The sequence below is a fragment of the Vibrio owensii genome (assembly GCF_002021755.1).
In the GTDB taxonomy this organism is placed as follows: domain Bacteria; phylum Pseudomonadota; class Gammaproteobacteria; order Enterobacterales; family Vibrionaceae; genus Vibrio; species Vibrio owensii.
On the sequence record NZ_CP019959.1, the window covers coordinates 1,569,983 to 1,594,132 of the forward strand.

The 24,150-nt window shown below is 38.0% G+C and carries 19 protein-coding genes; 1 reads left to right on the forward strand and 18 read right to left on the reverse strand.

Translation table 11 applies throughout. The annotated features are described in order from the left end of the window. Window position 1 precedes the first annotated feature (1 nt). From A9237_RS07045 to wecA (A9237_RS07100), 12 genes are all read right to left on the reverse strand, one after another. Window positions 2-1,543: a heparinase II/III family protein gene (locus A9237_RS07045; protein ID WP_418386430.1), complete on the reverse strand. Its 1,542-nt coding sequence runs from the start codon at window positions 1,541-1,543 to the stop codon at window positions 2-4. 133 nt (window positions 1,544-1,676) lie between these two features. Next, window positions 1,677-3,797, reverse strand: a complete 2,121-nt coding sequence (locus A9237_RS07050; protein WP_078607916.1) for a bi-domain-containing oxidoreductase — start codon at window positions 3,795-3,797, stop codon at window positions 1,677-1,679. 1 nt (window position 3,798) lies between these two features. Further along, entirely contained in the window at window positions 3,799-5,091 is a 1,293-nt protein-coding gene (locus A9237_RS07055; protein WP_153303210.1) for a phenylacetate--CoA ligase family protein, read from the reverse strand. 297 nt (window positions 5,092-5,388) lie between these two features. Then, the gene (locus A9237_RS07060; RefSeq protein ID WP_078607918.1) at window positions 5,389-6,453 is read right to left on the reverse strand and encodes a glycosyltransferase; all 1,065 of its coding nucleotides are present in this window, start codon (window positions 6,451-6,453) and stop codon (window positions 5,389-5,391) included. Beyond that, complete coding sequence (locus A9237_RS07065; RefSeq protein WP_078607919.1) at window positions 6,440-6,955, reverse strand: acyltransferase; 516 nt, start codon at window positions 6,953-6,955, stop codon at window positions 6,440-6,442. The genes A9237_RS07060 and A9237_RS07065 overlap by 14 nt, the downstream gene beginning before the upstream one ends. After that, a complete protein-coding gene (locus tag A9237_RS07070) occupies window positions 6,952-8,175 on the reverse strand; it encodes a hypothetical protein (RefSeq protein WP_078607920.1) in 1,224 nt (407 codons plus the stop codon). Before A9237_RS07070 ends, A9237_RS07065 begins: the two co-directional genes overlap by 4 nt. Then, window positions 8,144-9,223, reverse strand: a complete 1,080-nt coding sequence (locus tag A9237_RS07075) for a glycosyltransferase (RefSeq protein WP_153303211.1) — start codon at window positions 9,221-9,223, stop codon at window positions 8,144-8,146. Before A9237_RS07075 ends, A9237_RS07070 begins: the two co-directional genes overlap by 32 nt. Next, window positions 9,202-10,158, reverse strand: a complete 957-nt coding sequence (locus A9237_RS07080; RefSeq protein WP_078607922.1) for a polysaccharide pyruvyl transferase family protein — start codon at window positions 10,156-10,158, stop codon at window positions 9,202-9,204. The genes A9237_RS07075 and A9237_RS07080 overlap by 22 nt, the downstream gene beginning before the upstream one ends. Next, on the reverse strand, window positions 10,136-11,374 hold the full coding sequence (locus tag A9237_RS07085) for an oligosaccharide flippase family protein (protein WP_078607923.1): 1,239 nt from the start codon (window positions 11,372-11,374) through the stop codon (window positions 10,136-10,138). The genes A9237_RS07080 and A9237_RS07085 overlap by 23 nt, the downstream gene beginning before the upstream one ends. Before the next feature lie 6 nt (window positions 11,375-11,380). Next, window positions 11,381-12,646 (reverse strand): UDP-N-acetyl-D-mannosamine dehydrogenase, encoded by a 1,266-nt coding sequence (gene wecC / locus A9237_RS07090; protein ID WP_078607924.1) that lies wholly within the window; start codon window positions 12,644-12,646, stop codon window positions 11,381-11,383. 21 nt (window positions 12,647-12,667) lie between these two features. Next, a complete protein-coding gene (gene wecB, locus A9237_RS07095) occupies window positions 12,668-13,738 on the reverse strand; it encodes a non-hydrolyzing UDP-N-acetylglucosamine 2-epimerase (RefSeq protein ID WP_078608707.1) in 1,071 nt (356 codons plus the stop codon). 90 nt (window positions 13,739-13,828) lie between these two features. Further along, complete coding sequence (gene wecA / locus A9237_RS07100; RefSeq protein WP_078607925.1) at window positions 13,829-14,908, reverse strand: UDP-N-acetylglucosamine--undecaprenyl-phosphate N-acetylglucosaminephosphotransferase; 1,080 nt, start codon at window positions 14,906-14,908, stop codon at window positions 13,829-13,831. Window positions 14,909-15,982: 1,074 nt separating this feature from the next. On the opposite strand from wecA (A9237_RS07100), the gene A9237_RS07105 reads away from it, so the two are divergent. Next, window positions 15,983-17,308: an MBL fold metallo-hydrolase gene (locus tag A9237_RS07105; protein ID WP_078607926.1), complete on the forward strand. Its 1,326-nt coding sequence runs from the start codon at window positions 15,983-15,985 to the stop codon at window positions 17,306-17,308. Window positions 17,309-17,322: 14 nt separating this feature from the next. Here A9237_RS07105 and wecA (A9237_RS07110) read toward each other — a convergent pair whose 3' ends face one another. The 6 genes from wecA (A9237_RS07110) to A9237_RS07135 form a co-directional block, all read right to left on the reverse strand. Beyond that, the gene (gene wecA / locus A9237_RS07110) at window positions 17,323-18,414 is read right to left on the reverse strand and encodes a UDP-N-acetylglucosamine--undecaprenyl-phosphate N-acetylglucosaminephosphotransferase (protein WP_237358428.1); all 1,092 of its coding nucleotides are present in this window, start codon (window positions 18,412-18,414) and stop codon (window positions 17,323-17,325) included. 235 nt (window positions 18,415-18,649) lie between these two features. Continuing rightward, window positions 18,650-19,300, reverse strand: a complete 651-nt coding sequence (locus A9237_RS07115; protein WP_078607927.1) for an ABC transporter ATP-binding protein — start codon at window positions 19,298-19,300, stop codon at window positions 18,650-18,652. Beyond that, window positions 19,297-21,255, reverse strand: a complete 1,959-nt coding sequence (locus A9237_RS07120; RefSeq protein ID WP_078607928.1) for a capsular polysaccharide biosynthesis protein — start codon at window positions 21,253-21,255, stop codon at window positions 19,297-19,299. Before A9237_RS07120 ends, A9237_RS07115 begins: the two co-directional genes overlap by 4 nt. 2 nt (window positions 21,256-21,257) lie before the next feature. Continuing rightward, on the reverse strand, window positions 21,258-21,932 hold the full coding sequence (locus tag A9237_RS07125) for an acylneuraminate cytidylyltransferase family protein (protein ID WP_078607929.1): 675 nt from the start codon (window positions 21,930-21,932) through the stop codon (window positions 21,258-21,260). Beyond that, complete coding sequence (locus A9237_RS07130; RefSeq protein WP_078607930.1) at window positions 21,929-22,918, reverse strand: DUF6716 putative glycosyltransferase; 990 nt, start codon at window positions 22,916-22,918, stop codon at window positions 21,929-21,931. Before A9237_RS07130 ends, A9237_RS07125 begins: the two co-directional genes overlap by 4 nt. Beyond that, complete coding sequence (locus tag A9237_RS07135; protein ID WP_078607931.1) at window positions 22,918-24,150, reverse strand: polysialyltransferase family glycosyltransferase; 1,233 nt, start codon at window positions 24,148-24,150, stop codon at window positions 22,918-22,920. The genes A9237_RS07130 and A9237_RS07135 overlap by 1 nt, the downstream gene beginning before the upstream one ends.

Sequence of the window (24,150 nt, forward strand, 5' to 3'; positions counted from 1 at the left end):
GCTAAGCTCGCTTTAGAATGAATTTCACTTCATTCTGTTTAAAATTTAGTACCAATTTTTTATTGGCTACAGCTAACCCAAACTCTGGGTGCCATGTCGTATCAATAACCTTAATATCCGCGCCTTCAGCGTTCACCATATATTGAAAGCCACAAGGCAAGTGAAGCACCACTGTACTGCCAGTTTTGAGTTCATCAACCACAACATCGGGATGAAGATGATAGTGAGCTTCTGCGTGGTTATAGGTACCCGTTAGTCTGTCACAAACAATCAAGTTGCCTTGCTCGACCATCCACTTTCGAGTATGCGTCACTTTACCTGGCAAACGCATATAACCATCATGAGCACATTCAACACTCACATGGCCTTCACGTTCAGTGATGACGGGAGGGCTAGGGTACGCGCGCCTTGCTACACGGAACCCACTCCACACTTCAGATGAATCCATACCATCGACCAGCACGGTATTATGAGTTTCGGTTTTACGCTGCCTTAGTCTTTCTTCACCTAGGCCATAAACCGATGTTCCACTGTTTACAAATACTCGTTGTCCATTAATGCTCAATTCAAATGAGAGCGTATCGGCGTGAGCATGACCGGGGATGTAATCGGGGCCCACTTTAGCAACATCAATCAAGAGTTTATTAATATCGTCCTGAATAACGATATAACCACTTTCTTTTAGATGGGTAACTTGATCTTTATTGGTATCAGGTACCTTTATCCCAATCCCTTCAGCATAGCGTTGCAGATCGGATAGTTTGGGAGCAATCCCCATTGCTGAGTCGTTAAAAAAGGACACTTCACCATCGGGGTGCTGCATGTGTTCTGCCCATGACAACATTCGTCCAATGAGTTCGCGCCAATATTGGCTTGTGATTTTCGGTATCTTATTTGGATAAACAAGGCTTAACTGATACAAATCAAGCATGTCGGCAAGGATGGTATTGTGATACATCGGCGTAAGTTCAAAGTTGCCACCATCAGCCAGAATTTGCTCAGGGATTTCTTTTTCTAAAATTGTAAACCCGCGCTTTAACCATTTATCAGCCAACTCCCCCTTAAAGTAGCAGCCTGAAAATAATAAAGCCTTCGCATTTGTAAATAGATGATTGCCTAATAAATGATATTCTAACTGCTGTTCTAACGCTTGAACTTGTAATGATAAACTGGCCAACCATTCTTCTTTGGGCTCATTACCAGACAAGAACCACTTGATCCAGTTTACTGATCTGAGTGAGATGGTATAAGGCTCCCATCCGTTACCCATCATCTTCGGATTTTGTTCTATCCAGGTATTAATAAGACTATGATGAATTTCAATTCTGTCTTTCCACCCAGACTGGTTTAAATCATCAAAGTAATGCAAATTATAAAGCCAAAGTTTAGCTTTATTCTTATCATTCCAATCGCTAACCGTATCGACAACATTCAAAAACTGGAACTGACCATTGCCTTTATAGCATGATTTTAAAATCGGAAATGTTTGCCACTCAACTGCAAATACCACATCTAAGGTGACTTCTGGTTTTGCAAATGTCACCTTAGTGAATCGTCTCGATATTCGGTTACTGAATTGAATTGGCTTTAAGTACTTGAGGGTGTGGTAAAGCTTTAAAATTTTATGCATATCGCAAAAAAGGGGCCTTAGCCCCTTACTACCCTTTACTGGTGATTTACTTTCTAAGTTGCTCTGCCACTTGGCATGAAACCCGCGCAACTTCGATGATTTCATCAAAGCTAATCGGTGATGCAGAGCCTTGCTTGATACTATCAATAAAGGCTTTAGAACAATCATTCTGCCCTTTATCTTGGCTCGACAATCTCATGCTGCTGAAACCTTTCCAACCAAAACCAGTGAGTTTTCTGAAATTATCGAGTTGCAGAACGGCATCATTAGCGAACACTTCAATACGTTCTTTCGGGAACTCTTTACCGCCATTCGCAAAGTAATGGATAGTGCCGATTGAACCGTCTTCAAATGACAATGTGATGCTCGCTTTATCTTCACGAATTGCAACGCCGGGAGCATCGCCTATACACATCGCATTAAAGCCGGTAATTTTGCATCCAGCTAAATGACGCATTAGGTCGATATAATGACATGCCTCACCGATAATTCGTCCACCACCTACTGAAGGATCTTGGGTCCAGTGATCAGAAGGAATATCACCAGCGTTCATTGTCATGATAAAAGTTTTAGGCCCTTTAACAGAAGACAAGAGCGTTTTCATTTTCACTACATGAGGCGCAAAGCGACGATTATAACCGACCATGACTTTAGGCTTAGTTTGACTCTCGTTATAGGCGGTTTCGATGAGATCAACTTCCGATGCAAGCAGCGCTAGTGGCTTTTCAACAAATACATGCTTCTCAGCAACAATTGCATCAATTGTTTGCTGAGCATGTAGATTATGTTGTGTTGCAATAACAACTGTGTCGATAGCTTTATCTACCAAAACGTCTGCGTAGTCAGTTGACGCTTTAGCAAAGCCTTGCTTTTTACCATGATGAACCGCGCTCATACCTGCGCTAGTCACCACTGTATTTAATCCCGCACCTGCATTTTTAAAAGCGGGCATCAAAACACGTGACGCATAATTCCCTGCACCAACGAATGCACAAGACGCAGAAGATGGCACTGAAGCAATTTCAGAATGTAAAGCAACAGAACGAGAGGTTAAAACTGCTGTGTCATTATTTGGATAATCAAGAACGATACCCAAAGATGATTTATCGTCTAGGCACTTGTATGCTTCTAACGCATCATCAATCGTGTAGCGATGAGTAATGAGCGGTTTAACATTGAGTGCGCCGGAAGCCATCATATCTAGGATAGCTTCAAAATTTCGTTGTTCAGTCCAGCGAACGAAACCTACAGGATAATCATTCCCTTTTTCTTCGTATTCAGTGTCATAACGTCCTGGACCATAAGAACAAGAGACTTGGAATGTAAGTTCTTTAGCAAAGAAGTCTGCTCGTGAAATTTCTTGTCCGATAACACCAACAAGAACGATACGGCCGCGTTGTCTACACATAGTTGCAGCTTGACTTAATGGCTCGCTACTTTTTGTAGAGGCGGTGATGATAACACCATCAACGCCACGTCCTCTTGAAAATGCCGCTGATGCCTTAATTGGATCTTCACCTTTAGAAAGATCAACAGTATCGGCGCCAAGTTGACGTGCAAGCTCACACTTGGAAGAGTCAAAATCGATACCTAAAACACGACAACCATTGGCTCGAAGTAGTTGAATGGTAATAAGGCCAATTAAACCGAGACCAGTGACAACTACGCATTCACCTAAGGTAGGGTTAATGAGGCGAACGCCTTGAAGGCCGATAGCACCTAAAACCGTAAACGCTGCTGATTCATCATCCACATTATCAGGCACTTTAGCGCACAGATTTTTAGGTACACGAACCACTTCTGCATGATTTCCATTGGAAACTACACGAGTGCCCACATCAAATTTTGTTCCACCGCTATCAAGCACCGTGCCGACATTGCAATAACCTAATGGAAGAGGCTGATCAAGCTTGGAGCGCACCGCATCAATCGTTGGCATCAAACCATCTGTTTTGATCTTCCCGAGAACCATCTTGACTTTATCAGGTTGCTGCCGTGCTTTATCTATAAAATTCGCTTTCCCAAAGTCAATTAACATACGTTCAGTACCTGCTGATACAAGGGTCTTAGAGGTGGATATTAGTAAGTTACCATTTTTAACTTGTGGACAAGGCACTTCAACAAGTGAAGTTTCGCCATTAGATATATTTTGCAATACTTGTTTCATGTTAGCGCTCTAAATTAGAAATTACGAATCTCAGCTTTCCGGATTTTGTCCTTGGAATAAAATTTACATATTCAAACTTAATATTTATTTGGTTACCAATTCTTTTAAAAAACTCTTCTTCTATTTTAGTCTCTACATCTTTTGTAAAATCAAACCCCTTTACCAAATTTACGGTTAGCGAATCTATATCATTCTGAACTAACTGAACTTCTTTTACTTGATAGATATCTTTAAATATATGATCCAGACGTCCTAACTTAGTGCCATTCTTTAAAGTTATAAAGTCTTCTTTCCTACCATCAATATCTTTTACAACACGAAACGCGCCCGAAAGTGTATCGCTTTTTGTAACAATATCTCCAGTGTCGTACTTAATAAATGGCGTAGCAGAGTTAAAAAAGCTGCTACCTAAAACTTTATACGAACCACCACCAACATCTACAAAATCAACCAGTGAAAAATCTTCGTCTACAACTAAGTTCTGACTGATATCTTCTGATATATTAACCACACCTTCTGAAAGTCCGTAGTGCTGAACAACTTTACAGGAGAATGCTTTTTCAATAATGGATTTCTGATTGGGCAATAATGACTCAGCACCTATCGTAACAATATCAATTTGACTTGATAAATCTATTCCTTCATCCAGACAAAGCGAGGCAAAACAACTTAAAATAGAAGGATAACCGTGAAGCCATCGAATACCGTGACTCTTTATTCCATTCGCATAATTATTCACACTACTATTATTCAGGTGATAAGCACTAAACATCACTTGCTTAGCCGCTCTATTATATCGGTAAAAAACTCGTTTTTCTCGCAGGGGGACTATAGACCTTCCCCCAAAGTATCCGCATTTTGTATCAAAATCGATTCCATGTGACATTCTATATCGCCACCAAACAGACCACTGATAAGCATCTGCAAGTTTCGATACAGAATAAATCATTCCGCTTCCTGTGGTGCCACTAGTATGGCTTATCAACTGGCCGCTACACTTTTCAACTGGATATAACCTTATTGCTTCTTTAATATCTTCTTTGGTTGTAATACCTAAAACGGAAAGATCAGATAATGTACTAAATTTATCTAGTGAACCATATAAGTGCTCAAAACGTTTTCTTCCCAAAGTATTGTTGGCTACGGCGTTAAGTAAACCAGTGAATTTTTTTTCTTGATATGACTTTAAAGATTCCAAATCACTAAAAGAATTAGATTTTAATTCGGCAAGAGCTGCTTGAAATAACTCAGAATATCGCTCCCTATTAATTAGATGCCCCTTAAAACTTAGCATTTCATTCTGCACGCTTGTGGGCATCTTTAGGTATATACTCTCTAACATCTATAAACCTACCTTTGGTTTTATAATTAAATAAATTAAAATTAATTTTACTGAAAACCGTTTGACTAGGAAACACATTTGAGTAAGTGTAAAACATTCGACCACATTTAATAATCGTTTGTGAAAACTGGAACGACCATATATTAGAGATGAATTTTAAAAATCAATTGACTCACGCCTATTAGAAATCACTCAAAAAATGATACAATCTAGAGGAACAAAATATATACATGAGAAAATTATTTTAATTCATCTACGGTAAGCCAAATAATATAAAAAGTCCGCACGTTCTTTAGCTGTCATAAAAGTATCTAATTGACTTTTCATTTTATCAGTTTTTTTAGCCAACTCCGTTGGAGACATAGCTAAAACAGATTTCAAGCACTCATTGTAACTATCAGAAGAAACGGGATCAAAATAAAACGCGACATCATCGCATGTAATTTTTGCGAAGCTAAGATTAGAACACATAATTGGCTTCTTACAATACATTGCTTCGACGTAGTTAGCACTAAAACATTCAAGAAAGCTTGGCTGAACTACAATATCACTAATTTCATAAGCGTATTTACATTCACTCGGAGAAAGAACACCTATGTTAATAAAATAGTGCTTAATTTCATTTGGAATATTTTCATATTGACTATCTGACAATGTGACTATGTATCTTATATTTCCTATGGTTTCAAAATCCGTATTAAACAACAGTTCAAAGTTTTTATGGTGATACCAATTAGAGAGAAATAGTACGTATCTAAAGTCTCCCTTTCGAAATTTAACTTTATCAACTCCATTAATAAATGAACTAGATATAGTATTTGAAGCCACATATATATTCTTACAAATGTAATCTGCTAAGCGATTTTTAGCATCTTCAGTTTCAACCCAAATAGCGTCACTTTCTACAGAAATCACCATCAATCTCAACCAGTTAAAAACCTTCTTCTTCAACCGCTCAATCACAGATAGCTTAGAATATATTGGAGAATCCGTGTATATGATCCAAGGAAGTGCAAAACCTTCAAGATGAAACACATTTTTAGGTGGAATCCAATATATAGGACCAAAAACACTAAAAACATGAGTAATATTATTATCTTTGACTATTTTAGTTAACTTTGATGCACGGTCAAAAATGTTATTATACTCTAAATACTTGTAAGTATGTACAGTAGACTCTTTAACCTCACCCTGTAGTTTTTTGGGTAGCAAAAAGAAAATAGATTCCGAAAATTTTGACATTTCATTGGCAAGGGATAAGGCAACTTGAATTCCGCCTCCCACGGAGACATTACTAGCATTAAACAATAACATTTTGTCTCCTATACTTTTCTACATATTCACTGACAGAGGATACTCGGACTGCAGGATTGCCAATATATATACCTCCAGATTCTAACCTTCCCCTAACGACACTTCCGGCACCGACAATACAGTTTTTTTCAATATAACTCCCTGGAAGGATTGTCGTTCTTGCGCCAATAAAACAGTTCTCTTCAACTGTAACATTTCTAAATGTACATATTTCCTCATCTTCTACTTTCAAAACTCCTTCAGCTATAAGAGCCCTTGATATAGAAAAATCATGAGTCAAAATACGAACATCCCCAGAAATAACAACTTCATCTCCAATAGTGACACATGATCTTCTAGTTATATCAAAAGTAGATGTAGCTGCTATATACTTCGGTTTTCCTTGTATGAGAACGCCATACTTTGCCAATAAAAAAACCTGAATCTTCATATATTTTTTATGAGATAAAAGCCAAATGATCTTATTCAAATGAAGAAGTATCTTAATTAATTTTCTACTCATACCACTCTCTTAATTAATAAGTATTTTTTCATTAAATTAAAATACCCGATAACACCTACACTTATAAGCATAGGGTATAAAGGTATGATTTTTCTACTTACATCCTCATTTATCAAAGACCCTAATCTTATTGAATCTAAATCAAAAGCAAGTAATGTTCGACTAGAAGATACATAGCCCAAGATCAAGCCAAATATGATAAATGCACATACAAGTCGCTTTTTCATTTCATTATCACTTGAGACCAAGAAAAATGAAACCAGACCAAAGAAAAGAACTATCGACTCTAATGTCAAAAACGGTATGTTCTGCCAGTTAGAAACTCTAAGAAAATTAGGAGCAAAGAAAAGAGCCGCCGTAGATAAGATAGAGTTTTTTATAAGCATTACTACATTACCCACTCCCAATTTTGTTAGCAAACAACCAAACAATAAAGTCATGAATATAAAAACGACTCGATAACTAACATTCGACAAAACAATAATGTAACATGATAGTAGAAGAATATTATATGGTCTTACCAATGTACCAATTAAGGAAAATAAAACCAATAAGACAAGACATACACTGCCTTTATTTCTTATATACTTTGTTATAAAAAGCAATTGTAAAGATAACAGAAAAAGATAGGGAACCTCTTTTAAAATCCATGTTGAAAATTGTGAGACAAGAGGAGATAAAGCCAATAATATTGAAAAAACAAACCTTAATTTAAAATTCTTGCCGAGAAGTAGTGAAAAGAAATAAATCGCATAAAAATATAGTGTATAACTAGCACCAAGCATAAATTTACTCCCCATTGGATAAAACGCCTTGGTTACTAGCATATATATATAAGAGGTCGATTCTACAATATAGCTTATTAAACTACTGTCACTTTTTTTTTCAAACCCTAAATTATCATGAAATCTGTCGTACTCCCTCAAATATTTCACGCTATCCGGAAGTACAAATGGCTCATATATATCTGGTAAATAAGTCAACTTAATTACAAATATAGCCGCCAAAAAAACAAAAGAAACATCCAACACTAATATAGGAAGAACACTTAATAAAAAGAAACATATTATAGTTAACAAACCCCACTCTACTATAAAAAACTGTTCGAAAAGTGAATTAAACGATATCAAAAAAGTCAAACAATAGAGAATTAAAACAACTCTAACTGGACTATCTACTATATCTTTATTAACTTCTATAGTATGAAATATGCTCTTCAATACACTTCTCCATAGAATAGTTATGTCTAAAGAACGAAATGACATCAGCCTTCATTCTTTCAACATCTCCTTTTTTTACTTTTTTAATTTCGTTGAAAACATTTTCGATATCTTTAGCGCTGAATCCCTCTGTAATATACTTCGACTCAAGCCCGTCTAGAATGGTGTCATGTCCATCGAAAGGAGTTAATATAGGTATTAGACCTATAGACATTGATTCTAATAAACTTAATGGTAAACCTTCTTTGTAAGACGACAAACAGAAGAAGTCGCAACTAGAAATGTCTTTTATTACATCATTTGAAAAAGAAATGAATTTAATATCTGTATCGATTTCGTTTTTTACTTCTCTTGAATATTCATAAAACTCTTGATTTTCCGGGCAAATCAATGTTAATGAAATATTCTTAGACTTAGCTGCTTTAATCAACGCCACTTGATTCTTTACTGGGTCTAATCTTCCAACGTGTGCGACTTTTATACCGTCAAATAAGTTACTGTGATTGTCGTAGGACTGGCAACTTAACGGTATTGCATTTTTAATTATCTTGAATTTTTCATTAAAGTATCTAATAAAACTATGTGTTTGATAATTATTAATCAATACCGTTTTTAATCCAGCTTGATTAATAAGAATTTTAATGTACCTTCGTTGCCACTTATTAAACTCATAATTTACATCACGGGAGTGAAGTGTAAAGAATAGTTTGAATCTATTCTTTAATAAAATAAAAGGTGCAACAAAGAAAATGCTTCTTAAATGACAGTGTACAACATTAGGTTTAAGCTTGATTATGTTCTTAGTTAATGAAAACATCATTTTAAGCTTTTCATTTAACGGATAGTTCAGTTGTATTATATTAACACTACTAGAAACCATATTTAAAAGCTTATCACTACCGGGATACTTATATAGTACAATTAATGTTGTCTTAATGTTTGACTTCGCTAATTCATTAGATAAATTTATTGATAGTTTCTCTGCTCCGCCTGCGGACAGAGTAGGTATGATTTGGCAAACATGCATTAGCAGAATTGCCTCTTCCACTGCTCGATCTGTTCACTTTTTATTGTGATATCCATTACAAGGTTAGAGTTCAAAAGTGAGGCTAAAGAGCTCAATCCGCTTCGATCTAATACTGGTATATTAAGATCCTTCTTTTTTTCAATCGCTCTATTGTCCACACCGATAATTAACGTTCGCTTTTTATGCTGCAATGCTCGAATTCCAGCATGAAGCCTTGTCCCAACAAAATCAATATTATTACTTTTTAACACATCATCAAAACTGCTTAGATTAGAGCCAATGGTCTCGATAGATGATATATCCACATTCAAACTATTAATATATTCCAGATCTTTAGAACCCTGCGGCCAAAATATTACAGATTCATATTCTTTAAGAAGAACATTAATAAACTCTACATCTTTAACCTTATCAGGACGGTAATCAGTCAATGTAAATACAACTTTATTCGCTTTTTTTGGCGTTATCGCACAGCAATGTTCCCGAGTCAATCGCCAAGTTGTTGGACAACCAGTATTTATAACATTTTCAACGCCAATGGATTTTAGTTTATCTTTGCTATATTCATCTCTCACCGAATGAACAAATTTTTTAGATAGAACACTTCTATAAAAAATACTAGTTAATAAATTAGGTGCACTTTGATAATCTTGCCAGCCAGTTCCTAACAAGATCAATTCTGGGTTGTGTGAAAGTATGTGATGAAGACGTGTGTATTTCCACTGTCTCTTTCTAACAATATCACTAGTTAGTAGGTTTGTTCCTCCAACAAAGGCTAACTCTGACTCTTTAAGCCTTTTTAATCCATACTTGTTTGGATAATCATGTAGTGGGACTTTAAAAAACTGGCTCATTGAAAAAATATTTTTTAGCTCATGACTTACTGAGTCATAAATTATCTCATCTCCAACATTTAAAGTGAGTACACTGGCGTCAAATATTGATACTTTTTCCATTATTTTTGAAAACCTCTAAAAAAACCATTATTGCAGTAGATGCAAACCAAGAGATAGCCACTGCATATCCGGCCCCTATCACGCCATGAGTAGTTATCAGATAGATACAAAGAGAAATATTTATCAAAAGTGCGCATACATTCCTATAAAGAAGAGCTTTAATCCTTCCTTCTAGGATAAAAACTCGTCCAATAGCAAGCGCTATTGAATAGCCAATCAAAACAAACGCATATATCTTTAGCAGTATCGCTGTGTCAGTATATTCATTGCTATATAACATTTCACTGATGACATCTGAGAAAACAAACATCAACACCGATATTAACGTACTAATTGTTATATTCTTAATATAAAATTTCTTCTTTTCTTTTTTGTAGTCTATTTTACTTGTATAAGAACAAGATAGTTTTGAATAAAATACATTTATCAAAACAGACGTTGACAACGCTAATCCTTCAAATATTCTAGTTGCAGATGCTAACTGCGCAACAGCCTCTGTTCCTTCTATTTTTTCCAATATGAAAATATCTGACTTTGTGAAAAATACGAAGATCAAGCCAGATAGAATAATGGGGAATGCTTCTTTAATATTTTCTCTTATGAAGTGACAACCTCTTATAATACTAATTATTATAGGTCCAGCATGAAGCTTCAAAATAATTAACATCATAAACAACATTGCAAATAGTTCAACTGCCATAGATAACAATACTAAGTTTAGGCTTTTGAATTTAAGCAAGATTAAAATCTTCATTGCCGTAGTAAACAATATTAAAGGAAGTAGTGTTCTAGCATAGTTATACTGCTCCCCTCTGGAGTCAAAGTATATATACAATGAATCATAAGTTAAAAAAATTATTAAAGAACTAGCTATTAATGCTACTATGAAAGAAAATTTAATATATAGGATTAAGAATATTGCAAGAGACATCATCGTGGCCATCAATAACCTAGCCATAAAAAAGTCCCACAATATCTCTCTATCTTTTTTTATCTGATACTGCGCAATAACTCTAGGTGAAAATGATTGTAATGCGAATACACTAAATATTGCCACTAATGCTTGAGAGTAAGTTAGCACCCCTACATCATTTAAATCTAGAAATCTTGTAACGAGAACAAAAAAAATGGCATTTATTAATGCGTAGCTATATCTATATGTCATCACAAAAAATAAAGATTTTATTTCCTTATTTCTCATAAATGTTAACTTCATGATGATTTAGCTCTTCCAGATGCCTTTGGTATCAATAATAAAAGCATCATTAATTTTAATTTTCTTGAATTGTTGATGGTCGACTAACATCACGTGGATATCCGTTTTAGTCAGTGATTCATCAATTGTAACTAAACGTATGTTTTCTTCGTTTAAATGTTTTATATTTGGTTCAACCGCTAGCACTTCGGTAGAATGCTGAATTGCAATCGTCCTCGCGATAGATAATGCTGGGCTTTCACGCAAATCATCAATATCTGGTTTAAATGCTAAACCATAGCAAGTAATAGTTACATCTTTCGCAGTCTTATTCGGATTAGCTTGTAAAAAATCAGCAATCGCAATTTTCACTTTTTCAATAACCCACTCTGGTTTGTAATCATTTACTTTACGAGCGGTGTGAATGATTTGAGCTCGTTTAGGAGTTTTCGAAACAATAAACCACGGATCAACCGCTATACAATGCCCACCAACACCAGGACCTGGTTGTAAAATATTAACGCGAGGATGGCGGTTAGCTAGTGCGATTAATTCCCATACATTAATATCTAATTCATCACAGATAATAGAAAGCTCGTTAGCAAAAGCAATTTGGACGTCACGTGAAGAGTTTTCTGTTAGCTTAGCCATTTCCGCTGTTCGAGCATTAGTTACAACACACTCTCCCATCACAAACGTCTTATACAGTTCAACGCAGCGCTCAGAACAACGCTTGCTCATTCCACCAATTACTCGGTCATTTTGAACCAACTCCGTGACCACTTTACCCGGCAATACACGTTCGGGACAGTGTGCTACATTTATATCTGCAAATTCTCCGGCTGTTTGCGGAAAGGTTAAATCATGGCGAGCTTCTGCAAGCCATGCCGAAAGCTGTTCCGTAGCACCAACTGGAGAAGTAGACTCTAGAATAACTAAATCACCTTTCTTCAAGACCGGGGCAATAGCTTTTGCTGCAGACTCGATATAAGTCAAGTCAGGCTCTGGTATATCTCCAGATTCGCACGCTTTAAAAGGTGTAGGGACCGCAATTAAGAAAGCATCTGCAGGTTCAGGCGTCGTCACTGCTTTCAAATACTCTTGCTGCACCGCCGCGCTTACTAACATATCTAGATCTGGTTCAACGATATGGATTTCACCACGGTTAATGGTATCCACTGCATGCTGGTTAACATCCACACCAATCACTTTCTTCTTGCGTGATGCAAACATCGCCGCTGTCGGTAGTCCAATGTAGCCTAGGCCGATGACTGAAATTGTTTCAAAAGACATAATTTATTCCGATATTAAATTTTATTTTGCTAACGTGTCTAAAATTCTTTGACAAGCTTTACCATCACCATATGGGTTGTGTGCAAAACTCATCGCTTGATACGCACTTTCATCCGTCAGTAGATGATTTAAATTCTGAGTAATCATATCTACATCAGTGCCTACTAATTTGACCGTACGCGCCTCAACCGCCTCTGGCCTTTCTGTGGTATCACGCATCACTAGCACTGGCTTACCTAATGAAGGCGCTTCCTCTTGAATACCACCAGAATCAGTAAGAATAATGTGCGCACGGCTCATCAAATAAATAAATGGTAGGTATTGTTGAGGCTCTATTAAGTGAATGTTATCCATACCTGATAAAATACGATTGACGGGCTCACGTACATTTGGATTTAGATGCATTGGGTAAAGAATTTGTGTATCAGGATGCGCTTTTGCCGTTATCGCCAGAGCTTCACAAATTCGTTCAAACCCACCACCAAAGCTCTCTCGTCTGTGTCCCGTAACTAGAATGAGTCTCTTTTCATCGTCTAGGAAAGGGAATAAGGAGGCAAGTGTTGCGTTCAAATCGCTATTTGACTCGATCTTTTCCTTTACCATGAGTAATGCATCAATGACTGTATTACCGGTGACGGAAATATCTGCTGGATCGAAGTTTTCACGTAGTAGATTTTCTTTAGATGTTTCTGTCGGTGCAAAGTGATACGTAGTAAGGACACCAGTGAGTCGGCGGTTCGCCTCCTCTGGCCATGGTGAATATATGTCACCTGTACGCAGACCCGCTTCAACATGACCAACCTCTATTTGCTCATAGTAGGCAGCCAAGCTAGCCGCAAAAGTTGTCGCGGTATCGCCATGGACTAATACCACATCAGGTTTGAACTCTTGTAGTACAGGCTTAAGCTCTTGAACAATGCGCGCCGTTACATCATTCAGTGTTTGGCCTGCTTTCATGAGATTTAAATCATAGTCTGGCGTGATTTCAAACAGTTCAAGAACTTGATCTAACATTTCACGGTGTTGCGCGGTTACACAACATTTTGATTCGAATCTCTCATCAGCGGCTAATGCATGAACAAGAGGCGCCATTTTAATTGCTTCTGGACGAGTGCCAAAAACCGCCAGTATTTTTTTAGTCACTGTTAATTTTTCCTAGCCAAAATAAAAGTAATCTTTAATTTAAATTCGTTCTGTTGTTATATTTTCCTGCTTGAACCAGCGTTTCAACCATGAAGAGACCCTCCAGATATGGCTAATCAAGGTGAAATAAATGGCAAATGTAGCTAGAAAAGTAATAAACATTACTGATTCGCGTACGTTATATAGATCTGCAACCACACCAAAAGCAGCACTAGTCGCAGCCAAAGAGCAAATTACAATCAAAGTGGAATGGGAAGATAGCCCCAAGCGCTGACAAATATGATGCAAATGCTCTCTGTCTGGTTGGAAAGGTGATTGGCCCTTGCGAATACGGCGGATCATGATGGTCGCCATGTCCATTAAAGGGATTGCAATCAACCAAAGCGCTGTCACTGGTTTGAAGGCGACGGTTTCTGGCTCTTGCGTTCCGCGAATAAGCATCCACACCACTGAGAAGCCGATAAACATACTGCCCGCATCACCCATAAAAATTTTGAAGCGGCGGCCAAGCGGGAAGCCAAGGTTAAGAAGGATGTATGGCACCATCGCCGTTACGATGAGCAAGCAAATGGTAGCTAGGTATTCGTTACCACTGTACGCGAATACTATTCCAAGCGCAGTAAAGGTGACAGAGGCAAGCCCGCCGAGTAATCCGTCAATACCATCAACCATGTTAAAAGCGTTAATTGCACCAATCACTGCAATAACGGTAATCACGGTACCGGCGAATTCACTAAGGGCGATGGTCTCACTTCCCATTAAATAGCCAAGATCATGCAAACTATGGCCACCAATGTGGATCATCGCGAGAGAAATGCCCGCTTGAATGGCTAGACGAATTTTGAAGCTGACGTCGTAATAGTCATCCAAGGCTCCCAATACAATCAATATCGCTGAACACACAAGGTAAAGCGCCAGGTTATCGTTCATCGGGATAAAGAAAATAAACCCGACGAGTAAGGTAAGGTAAATTGAAATACCTCCAACCAATGGTACGACACCTTGGTGGAGCTTACGCGCATTAGGTTTATCCACTAAACCAACACGCTTTGCGACTTTACGTAAGATAAAGAGCAAGACAAAAGATAAGATAAAGACAAATAGATATGCACTATTCATGTTAGCCAACTGTGTTATTCACTAATTTGAAGTTAATCTATAACGCATCCGACCGCTTTCCCTACTGGGCTGTATTGCATCACAGGTTAGAGAGTACTTAACAAACCGCGACGTTTAAGCCTTACCGCATAAGATGGTCTGTAAGCAGGTAAATTTTGGGCGTGACAAAACCACATCACATGTATGCGATGTCACATCAGCAATTGCTGAAATAAAGATAGAAGTATGGTGACCACGAAGTTTACCAACTTGATGCAGTAAACCTGTGTTTATAGGCGAGCTGATTCCCTAATCATATTTATTGGTGCGTGGATGCTTCAATAGCTATGTTAAGTTCTCAGTTAGTGAACAGATATTTGTACCAATGCCTAACCAACTAAAACTCTTCACTTTGGCAGCGTCGAGTTCCCCCCCACGACGACTGGGGATACACAATTTTGTAATCGTTCTCGTTTTTTCAAGAATCTTCTTGCCAGAAGTGCACCTGGGTGCTTATTATTATTTATACTTTCCGCCTTGCTTGAGTCGCTTTAGGGCTTCTCGCACAACTTGATGACGATTTTTGTACGCTACCGCCCTTAGGTCTGGCTCCTAAAGGCAATCATCCCATCCAAAATGTCTATGGTTTTGTTCTAAAAACCAACGCGCTAAATTGTATAGCAAACCAGTTGCAACGAAAAGCTGCAATTTTACTCTAAATTGGCTTTTTTTTGACAATGATAATCAAATTTCCACAAATCCTAGATAAATAACTGTCAATATTATAAATCAACCAACTTATTATATCTAAAGGCAATCAATTACGTGAGATTGAGCCAAAACTTCAAAGCGCACACAAGTGCATAAATATGAGTTTTATTTCATTATATTGTAAGCTCTATATGTCAATTTTATGACACACCTCTAACTCCATCGTATCAATCTCACTCTTTTCTGTTTAACAAATCGATAAGATCTCTTACGTTATGAGGCGCAAATTTCAGAGCTGTAAAGGTACTCAATTTGGCAAATCTAGTTTCATATCTTTTGCATATATAAAAGCCAGCTGAAGCAGAATGTTTAGGGAGATAGACATTGGAAGTAATTCACCACGGAGGAAAAGAGACTGTCACAGGCTCGTGCCATGAACTCAGGCTACCTAAAGGCAGCGTTTTGATTGATTGTGGGCTTTTTCAAGGAAAGGATGCATTAACCAGCGGGCGAAATCGATCATTAGAGATCGAGTTTTCCGTACACAGAATAAAGGCCTTGGTGCTTACTCACGCTCATATCGATCATATTGGCCGTTTACCTTGGTTATTGGCGGCGGGTTATAAAGGCAAGATCTACTGCACTCATGCAACGGCAGAGCTTGTGCCGCTTATGCTGGAAGATGGGTTGAAGCTTCAATTAGGGCTAAACAAGATACAAAGAGAACAAGTTCTCAACGTGATTAAACAGCGTTTAATACCCTGTGATTACAAGACGTGGTTACCGCTTAAGGAACTTGCCTATCTCCGCTTTCAGCCTGCGGGACACATTCTTGGTTCTGCCTATGTAGAGTTTAAACTTCCTAATAATGAGGTGGTGGTGTTTTCTGGTGACTTAGGGCCAAGTAATACGCCGCTTCTTCCAGACCCTATCTCTCCTACCCGTGCAGATTATCTGTTTATCGAATCCACTTACGGTAACAAAAAGCATGAAAGCGTGGAAAGCAGAAGCCAAAGGTTGCTGGCGATTATCCATCATGCCCTTAAAGATGGCGGTGTCATTATAATTCCGGCGTTTAGCGTAGGTCGAACGCAAGAGCTGCTGTTTGATATTGAACAGCTTATTCATCAGCACGATTTACAAGATTCACTTCCGATTATTCTCGACTCTCCTTTAGCAAAGAAGGTCACTAAGACCTATCGTCGATTTAAGAAGCTTTGGGGGAAAGAAGCAAAACAGCGCTTGGATAACCATCGTCATCCTTTGGCGTTTGAACAATGTATTACTATTGAGAATCATAGTGAACATTTGCACTTAGTAAATCGCCTCGCCAGTACTTCGGAACCGGCTATTGTAGTTGCAGCTTCTGGGATGTGTGAAGGTGGCCGAGTGGTTAATTACCTCAAAGCTTTGCTACCAGATAAACGTAATGATGTGTTGTTTGCAGGCTATCAAGCAGACGGCACGTTAGGTCGAGATATACAGAGCGGAGCTAAAAAAGTGGTGATTGATGATGAGAGAATTACTGTGCAAGCTCAGGTACATACGATGTCAGGTTATTCTGCTCATGCAGACAAGACTGACCTGATTCATTTTGTGGGAGGGATAATACCTCCCCCTAAAGAAGTCCATTTGATTCATGGCGAGACGGAAGCAAAAAAGGAGCTTTATACCAATTTAAAGACTAAGGTGGGCACCATCGTTAAATAAGCTTTGGCGACCAATTAACTATTGACCTTCACATGCGTCTTACCAATCCGAAATAGCTTCCTCAGCCAACAGGTAATGCGCCAAATATAGCTAATGATGAATACATAACAAGTAAATACAAATAGGAATAGCATCAGCATTATATGTTCATGAACCTCGAGTACTTGCCCTAGGATACCAAGCGTTGCAAAAAGCATCGCCCAGAAAGTGATAAACGCCAAGGTTTGTCTTGAAGATAAACCCAATCGCATACATATATGATGAAGGTGCAAGCGGTCAGCTTTGAAAGGAGACTGTTTTTTTCTCATACGACGAAGCATTACCATCGCCATATCCATCAGAGGGACAGCAATAACCCACAAGGCAGTGACTGGTTTCATTAAGGCCGTTTGCACTTCGTCCGTAATACTTTGCGAACTGTGTATTAGAAGCCAAACGATTGTAAAACCAATCAAAAAGCTACCGGAGTCCCCCATGAAGACTTTAAATGAACGTTTTGGTATAAGTTCAAGGTTGCATAATATGTAGGGCAACATGGCCAGAACAAAAATAAAGCAGAATATCGTAAGCTCAATGTCACCAACATAATAAAACATAAAGGCGAGGGCTGCGAATGTGACTGATGCTAGAGAACCCAACAAGCCGTCAATACCATCAACCATATTGAATGCAGTGATACAACCAATAATAGCGAACGTTGTTAGCAGCACATCCCCACTACCTACGTTGAGAACCCCAAATCCAAATAAGTTGCCCAGCTGTGTTAGTGCAATTCCTTCACTAATGGTAAGCCAAACAGATATGGCAATGATGACACACAAGCGGAAGGATGCACTAATGTCTAACTTATCATCGATTGTGCCAATAATGGTAAGAATCAAACCACATGCAAGAAAGTCTTGTTGGTTTGGTAATAGCTGCCCTTCAAACATACTTGCCATAGCAATAGTAACAAACAGAGAAAGTCCACCTATCACGGGTACGTTTCCGGTGTGTTTCTTACGACATGATGGCCTATCAACAAAATCATGGATAAGCGCAAGCTTTCTGAACGCAAACAAGCTAATAAAAGACACACTGACTGTTAGTAAAACGAGAGAAATCAAACTACATTCCGTTATGATAAGTATAGTTATAAGGTGTATTGTTATGACGCGAGCGCTAAGCAACACCCAGTGTAGGTTTGCTCGCACTTTAGTTTTGGTATAGTCAATCTCGCTCCCTGCATTGACTATGCTCGCTCCCTAATTGTATATCAATTAAGTTAGCTTAAATTAGATTTTATGCAAAAAAAAGCAAGTACATGTGTACTTGCTTTGAGCCGGCAATAGGGTTTTATAACTAAAGGTTTTTATAAACTTCAAGAGCTTGCTCTAGATCTGGATAAAACTTAAGTTCGCCTTTGTGAAGAATAATGGCGCTGTCACAAAATTCTTGAATTTCTTTCATATCGTGGCTGACCATGATCACACTTGCCACTTTGCTTTTCTCCAAGAGAGCTTCCTTCGCCTTTTTGCGGAACTTTTGATCGCCGACAGACGTTGCTTCGTCAATAAGATAAATATCAAAGTCAATCGCAACACAACAACCAAACGCTAATCGGGAACGCATACCGCTCGAGTAGCTTTTTACTGGTAAATCGTATTTCACCCCCAACTCAGCAAAGTTTTTTACTTTTTCCTCGTACGCTTTAAGGTCAGCTACGCCATTTACCCGCCCAATGAAGCGTGTATTCTCTCTACCTGTCATCTGAGGATGAATACCAGTAGCCAGCGCGACCGGCCAAGAGATTTCTCTATCGGTAACGACTTTTCCTTTGTTTGGATATTCACTACCTGCCAGTATACGAAAAAGGGTCGACTTACCTGCGCCGTTCGAACCCAATATGGCGATATTATGACCTTCAGGAATGGTAAAGTTAATGTCCTGAAATATGTATTGATTACCCAACTTTGATGGATAGAACTTTGTTAGGTTTTCTAATCTGATCATAATGTAACTCGATCTCTTATGCGCCTCGCTTGCAGCAAAGTAAACAAAGCTAAGTTGAACTTCCCTTTAAGACGCCCTTCTTTTTGCTGAGTTATGCGCTGAATGCTCTGTTCTACGGTACATAGCTGATTGGTTTCGGTGTCAATATAGGTCGGATATAGTATCAAGGCTCCGTAGACCAGCTCCTGTAAACTTAAACGACGTTTCCTGCGACTACAAGTTAAGAGGTCAGTGGTCAGGCCCCAACCAGAATAGAACGGCATTCCGTACGTATAAACCGTTTTACCTCTCAATAGTGCCTCAAAGCCCGTCAAGGATGTCATGGTGTGCACCTCATCAACACGCTCTAGCAGGCTATCCATACTGATGTCTTTTACGATGACATTTGCTTCTGGGTATTCATCGTCTGGGTTTAACCCTAGGTCTCGCTCACCAGCAAGTACATCTGGATGAGGTTTATAGATGATGAAGGCCCGAGGGTGCCTTCGCCTTACAACTTGTAACAAAGACTTATTGGTTTTGAGCTCTGCTGAGCCAAACTGTATGGAAGCATCAGTTTCAACTTGCCCAGGCACAAGAATCACTCGCTGATTAGAAGGCAGCGTTAACTCCTCACTCTTTCCGACATTGTACTTGGTCACTTTGGCTTTTTGTAATCTAGCAATCAGTGCTTGAGTGCGCGCTTTATCCCAATCACTCAAAAGTAATTCGCGATAATTTTTTTCGAGGTCGCTTTCGGTGGTAGCGTCAAAATAGATACCTGTTTTATCGAGCACCAACGATGCAGGTTTAGAGAGTTGCACTCCCAAACCAACCGAGCGAATAAACCCGTCTTCTATACGCCACATTGTTTTAGGGATAGATTGTTTTCGTCCCCATAACGCGGCCACTGAAGCGTGCTTTCTATGAGAGAACTTCCAAGCTCGAAAATAATGGAAAAGTAAATATTTTCGTGTTTTCGATAATTGAGAAAGGTCAATCTGTAGCAATTCTGTGTTGCTTTGTCTCAAGATATCAGAGAAGTAATTTATAATATCTTCAATCTCGCAGCTCTCACCGAGTATTGGGTCAACATATCGTGCATATTGTATATAAGCAGCGTAAAAGACTTGCTCTAAACTACGCGAGACATTTCGACGAGAACATTCTAGATAATCTTGAGTCAGCCCCCACCCGGCATAAAATGGCATTCCAAAACAATGGACATTAACCCCTCCCATTAACCCTTCGTAGCCCATGAGGCTAGAAACAGTATAAAGATCAGAGACTGACTCTAAAAAGTCCCATGGATTTGCAGCATCTGAGCATATTTTGATTCGTTCATTTTGGACCGGCAACGGGAATAAAAAGCCCTGTTTTTTACCCGATAATACGTCAGGATGCACTTTCAGCCAGATAGTGTCATCCGGATGATCGTCTAAAGCTTGTTTTAACATGGTGACGAATCTTGCTTCGTCTGCCATTGCCCCTTCTACAGAAGCGTCTCCTTTAGTTTGGTCTATCACTACAACCTTGGGTGATGCTCCAAACTTAGAGGATTGGTTGACATTGTACTTCGATAAGCGCTTTTCTTTAATCGCTCCAATACAAGCTCGAGCGCGAGTTAATTGTTCGGCAGTAAGCTGGTTTGCTTTGAGAATCAGCTTCTCAAGGTCTGAAGGTTGTCGAGAGTCGTAATAGATCCCTGAGGTATCAACAACAAGACTTGCAGCGTTCGCTCCCTCAACACCAAGGCCTACAGAACGTAGAAAACCGTCTTCTAGTGCTATATATGGCAGCTTGTTTTTACTTGCATACTCCCGAGCTTTCTTCGCTGTCGCCTTAAAACCCCACCCAATAACTGCTTCTTCTGAGGAAGATACAATACCAAGCTCAGGAATGAATGCAGCGAGGTGCGGAATTTTCCTAATTCCTCTGGAAAAGCACTTAACTTGCGTCTTCTCTATGTTATTCATAACTACTGTTTGAGATAGGCTTCGATTTTTTGTATATCAGCTAATGTATCAACATCAAGTGAGCGCTCTTCTTCCATCACGTAGGGAAATACTCCAAATTTTGGAATACATTGACTCTGAGTAAAACCTTCGACAGAAAATAGGTAAATCGCCCCATTAGGCTGAAAGCAACGCGGTAAATCTTGTCTACGCGTGTACGGAGCATCTGCACTGACTAAACCTGTAATCTCACCACTTTCTAAAATCTTATAAGCTTTTGCAGGAGTGTTGTCCGGCTCATACACAGAAATAACGCAGCTACATGCATCATTTTGTTCATAAACTTCGAACGACTTCTCTATATCAGCGGCATTTCTGAGTGGAGACGTTGGTTGTAATAACATCACACTATCGGTGCTTACTAAACTAAGAACTTTAATTGCATGTGATATTACAACATGGGAAGAGGCATTATCCGTTGCAAGTTCTGCAGGACGTTTAATGACTTTTGCTCCAAACTTTTCGGCAATACTTGCTATGTCAGAGCAGTCAGTAGAAACGTAAACATCTTCAAATAATCCACTTTCTTTTGCTGCATCAATACTCCAAGCTATCAACGGTTTGCCAGATAAAGGGTAAATATTTTTTCCAGGAAGACCTTTAGATCCGCCTCGTGCCGTAATTAATGCGATGTTCATCGGTTGTTACTTCTCTGTTGTTCCAAGTATATTTTATGATACCTATGAAAGAAAACCATGTTTTTAATCGAATAGCGAATAAAATCTTTATTTATTCTGCCAAAATGTATGTAATTGGCTTTTAATATCCTACTAATATTTCCGACATCTAGTTTAAAGTCAAAAAAGTCATTACCATTAGTATTAATAAACTCTTTTTCATATTCAGGGTTAATGTGAAGAGCTTTCCAATTGGCATCAACTTCATTTGTCGGAAATTTAATGTCAGCGCAGATCACACCGGAGCCTTCAAAAATAGCTTGACCATAGAAATCACTTTTGGGAATTTTTAAGATTGATATATCCTTATTGTTATATATTGCATCCAACAAAACACTAGAAGTAATAGATATTACATGTTTTGCTCGCGGCAACCAATATTCCGATCGACCAACGACAACCTTCATGTTGTTAGGAATAGAGATACAATGCTTTTCTATAATATATTGAAAAGTAGCTTTGGGCTTATGTGGACTATTTTTATAGTCTCGCAAGCATACAACTATCTCCCTTTCGGGATTTTCTCTTGCAAACTTAACAAGCTTATTGATCACATCGAGCCTTTCAATCTCTTCATATGGAACAATAGATTGCTCAAAAAAAACTGAAAGATCATTATTTTCAAGTTCAGCTTCAGTTCCAAACTCACTCAGAAGGTAGGGACACAACACAATCTCTTTCTTTATGTTAAAAAGGTCTAACACTTCTTTACACTTAAGATATGAATATCTGTTGTAAACATATATTCGCTTAGCATTACTCCGAGATAGCAGACATAGAACGGCATCCTTAAAAAAGATGCCGGGAAAGATAGCGCTATAGTGAAAAGGGGATGTGAAACACTCTTTTACGAGACTCCTTCCTCCAAAACTCAACACATTATTATCATATAACTTTAACCTAGATATTGCATGAGAGTATGAGTCTAGTTTTGGCTTAGTTTTCATTATAGAACTCGAACATGCTCAAAGTTAGAAATAACTTTAGAGTCAGCTACCATATTACTATCAAGTTTACTACCCATACGGTTACTAATAGAGTCAAATATACTAATAACATCAATTGATGAAGAAAACATTCTTGCATATATTAAAGAGGTACTGGTTATACTTATAATCTTGTTAAACTTGTTTGTAGCTATAACTTCTTCTAGCGTAAAAGAATTAATTTCATCACGAAAAACTTCTACATTAATATTCGAGTTAATCTCAATGCATGAAATTAATTTCTCTATATTTGAAGGGCTTTCTTTAGGATGAAACTTTATAGCTATGACATCATTTCCATTATCTTCACACCATGAAATCAAAGAACTGGCAACTGATTCATAATATAAATCTGAGCCTTTTGAATACTTTTGAGAAGCAAAAATTGCTGTAGCCTTAACGTCAGAAAGTAGCGACAAACATTTTTCTATCGAGTTATCATTTAATGTACAAGATAAATCTAACTTATAGCTATCTTTATATTCCAAGTTAGGCACTTTTTCTGGAAATGATAAAGCTGCACCAGAAAAATCTTGGTGGTTATCATAATACTTTGATACTTGTTTATTTAGTTTTCCACCAAATTTTTTCCACATTGTAGAACAAAAAACTTGATTTGAGAAAACTACATATGTATTTTTAAATAAAAGAAACAATCCGTAAGCACTAAGGAATGGGAAAATAACAATATTTAAAATCCATTGAACAAGATAAAATATCTTAAACTTCTTCTTTCTATTGTTAATGAACTTATCAGTTAGTTTGTATATATTTTTTAAGCTAACAATATTAGATTGCCAAGAGAAATTAGACTCTGACTTATATGTACCAACCCCCTCTTCGAAAAAACAAACAGGAAGATTTTTCTCGTAACACAAGTCTATTAATAATCGATAATGTGTATTTCGATTGGAAACCCAAACATCTTTCACATACTCTTTTGATTCAAGAATTCCACTATACACCTTTTTCATCTTTCGAATGGTTCTAGGTGAGGGAATTGTAACTCGATTTGGAAGCTGAACTAAAGAGTAATTCATATTATTATCAGTCAAGTAGTCTTGTATTGCATCCCTAACTTTAACATTACTTGAATATAAAACTACTATTTCGATATTTAAATTATTTACTAAACTTACGCTCACAGCAGTACGAGCTTGCCCTAACGTAGTAACAAAAAAAAGTGATGTCAT

Excerpts from the sequence above, each read along its gene's own strand:
- A9237_RS07050 (WP_078607916.1), bottom strand. The coding sequence starts at position 3,797 with ATGAAACAAGTATTGCAAAATATATCTAATGGCGAAACTTCACTTGTT.
- A9237_RS07055 (WP_153303210.1), bottom strand. The coding sequence starts at position 5,091 with ATGCTAAGTTTTAAGGGGCATCTAATTAATAGGGAGCGATATTCTGAG.
- A9237_RS07060 (WP_078607918.1), bottom strand. The coding sequence starts at position 6,453 with ATGTTATTGTTTAATGCTAGTAATGTCTCCGTGGGAGGCGGAATTCAA.
- A9237_RS07065 (WP_078607919.1), bottom strand. The coding sequence starts at position 6,955 with ATGAGTAGAAAATTAATTAAGATACTTCTTCATTTGAATAAGATCATT.
- A9237_RS07080 (WP_078607922.1), bottom strand. The coding sequence starts at position 10,158 with ATGGAAAAAGTATCAATATTTGACGCCAGTGTACTCACTTTAAATGTT.
- A9237_RS07085 (WP_078607923.1), bottom strand. The coding sequence starts at position 11,374 with ATGAAGTTAACATTTATGAGAAATAAGGAAATAAAATCTTTATTTTTT.
- wecC (WP_078607924.1), bottom strand. The coding sequence starts at position 12,646 with ATGTCTTTTGAAACAATTTCAGTCATCGGCCTAGGCTACATTGGACTA.
- wecB (WP_078608707.1), bottom strand. The coding sequence starts at position 13,738 with ATGGCGCCTCTTGTTCATGCATTAGCCGCTGATGAGAGATTCGAATCA.
- wecA (WP_078607925.1), bottom strand. The coding sequence starts at position 14,908 with ATGAATAGTGCATATCTATTTGTCTTTATCTTATCTTTTGTCTTGCTC.
- A9237_RS07115 (WP_078607927.1), bottom strand. The coding sequence starts at position 19,300 with ATGATCAGATTAGAAAACCTAACAAAGTTCTATCCATCAAAGTTGGGT.
- A9237_RS07120 (WP_078607928.1), bottom strand. The coding sequence starts at position 21,255 with ATGAATAACATAGAGAAGACGCAAGTTAAGTGCTTTTCCAGAGGAATT.
- A9237_RS07125 (WP_078607929.1), bottom strand. The coding sequence starts at position 21,932 with ATGAACATCGCATTAATTACGGCACGAGGCGGATCTAAAGGTCTTCCT.
- A9237_RS07130 (WP_078607930.1), bottom strand. The coding sequence starts at position 22,918 with ATGAAAACTAAGCCAAAACTAGACTCATACTCTCATGCAATATCTAGG.
- A9237_RS07135 (WP_078607931.1), bottom strand. The coding sequence starts at position 24,150 with ATGACATCACTTTTTTTTGTTACTACGTTAGGGCAAGCTCGTACTGCT.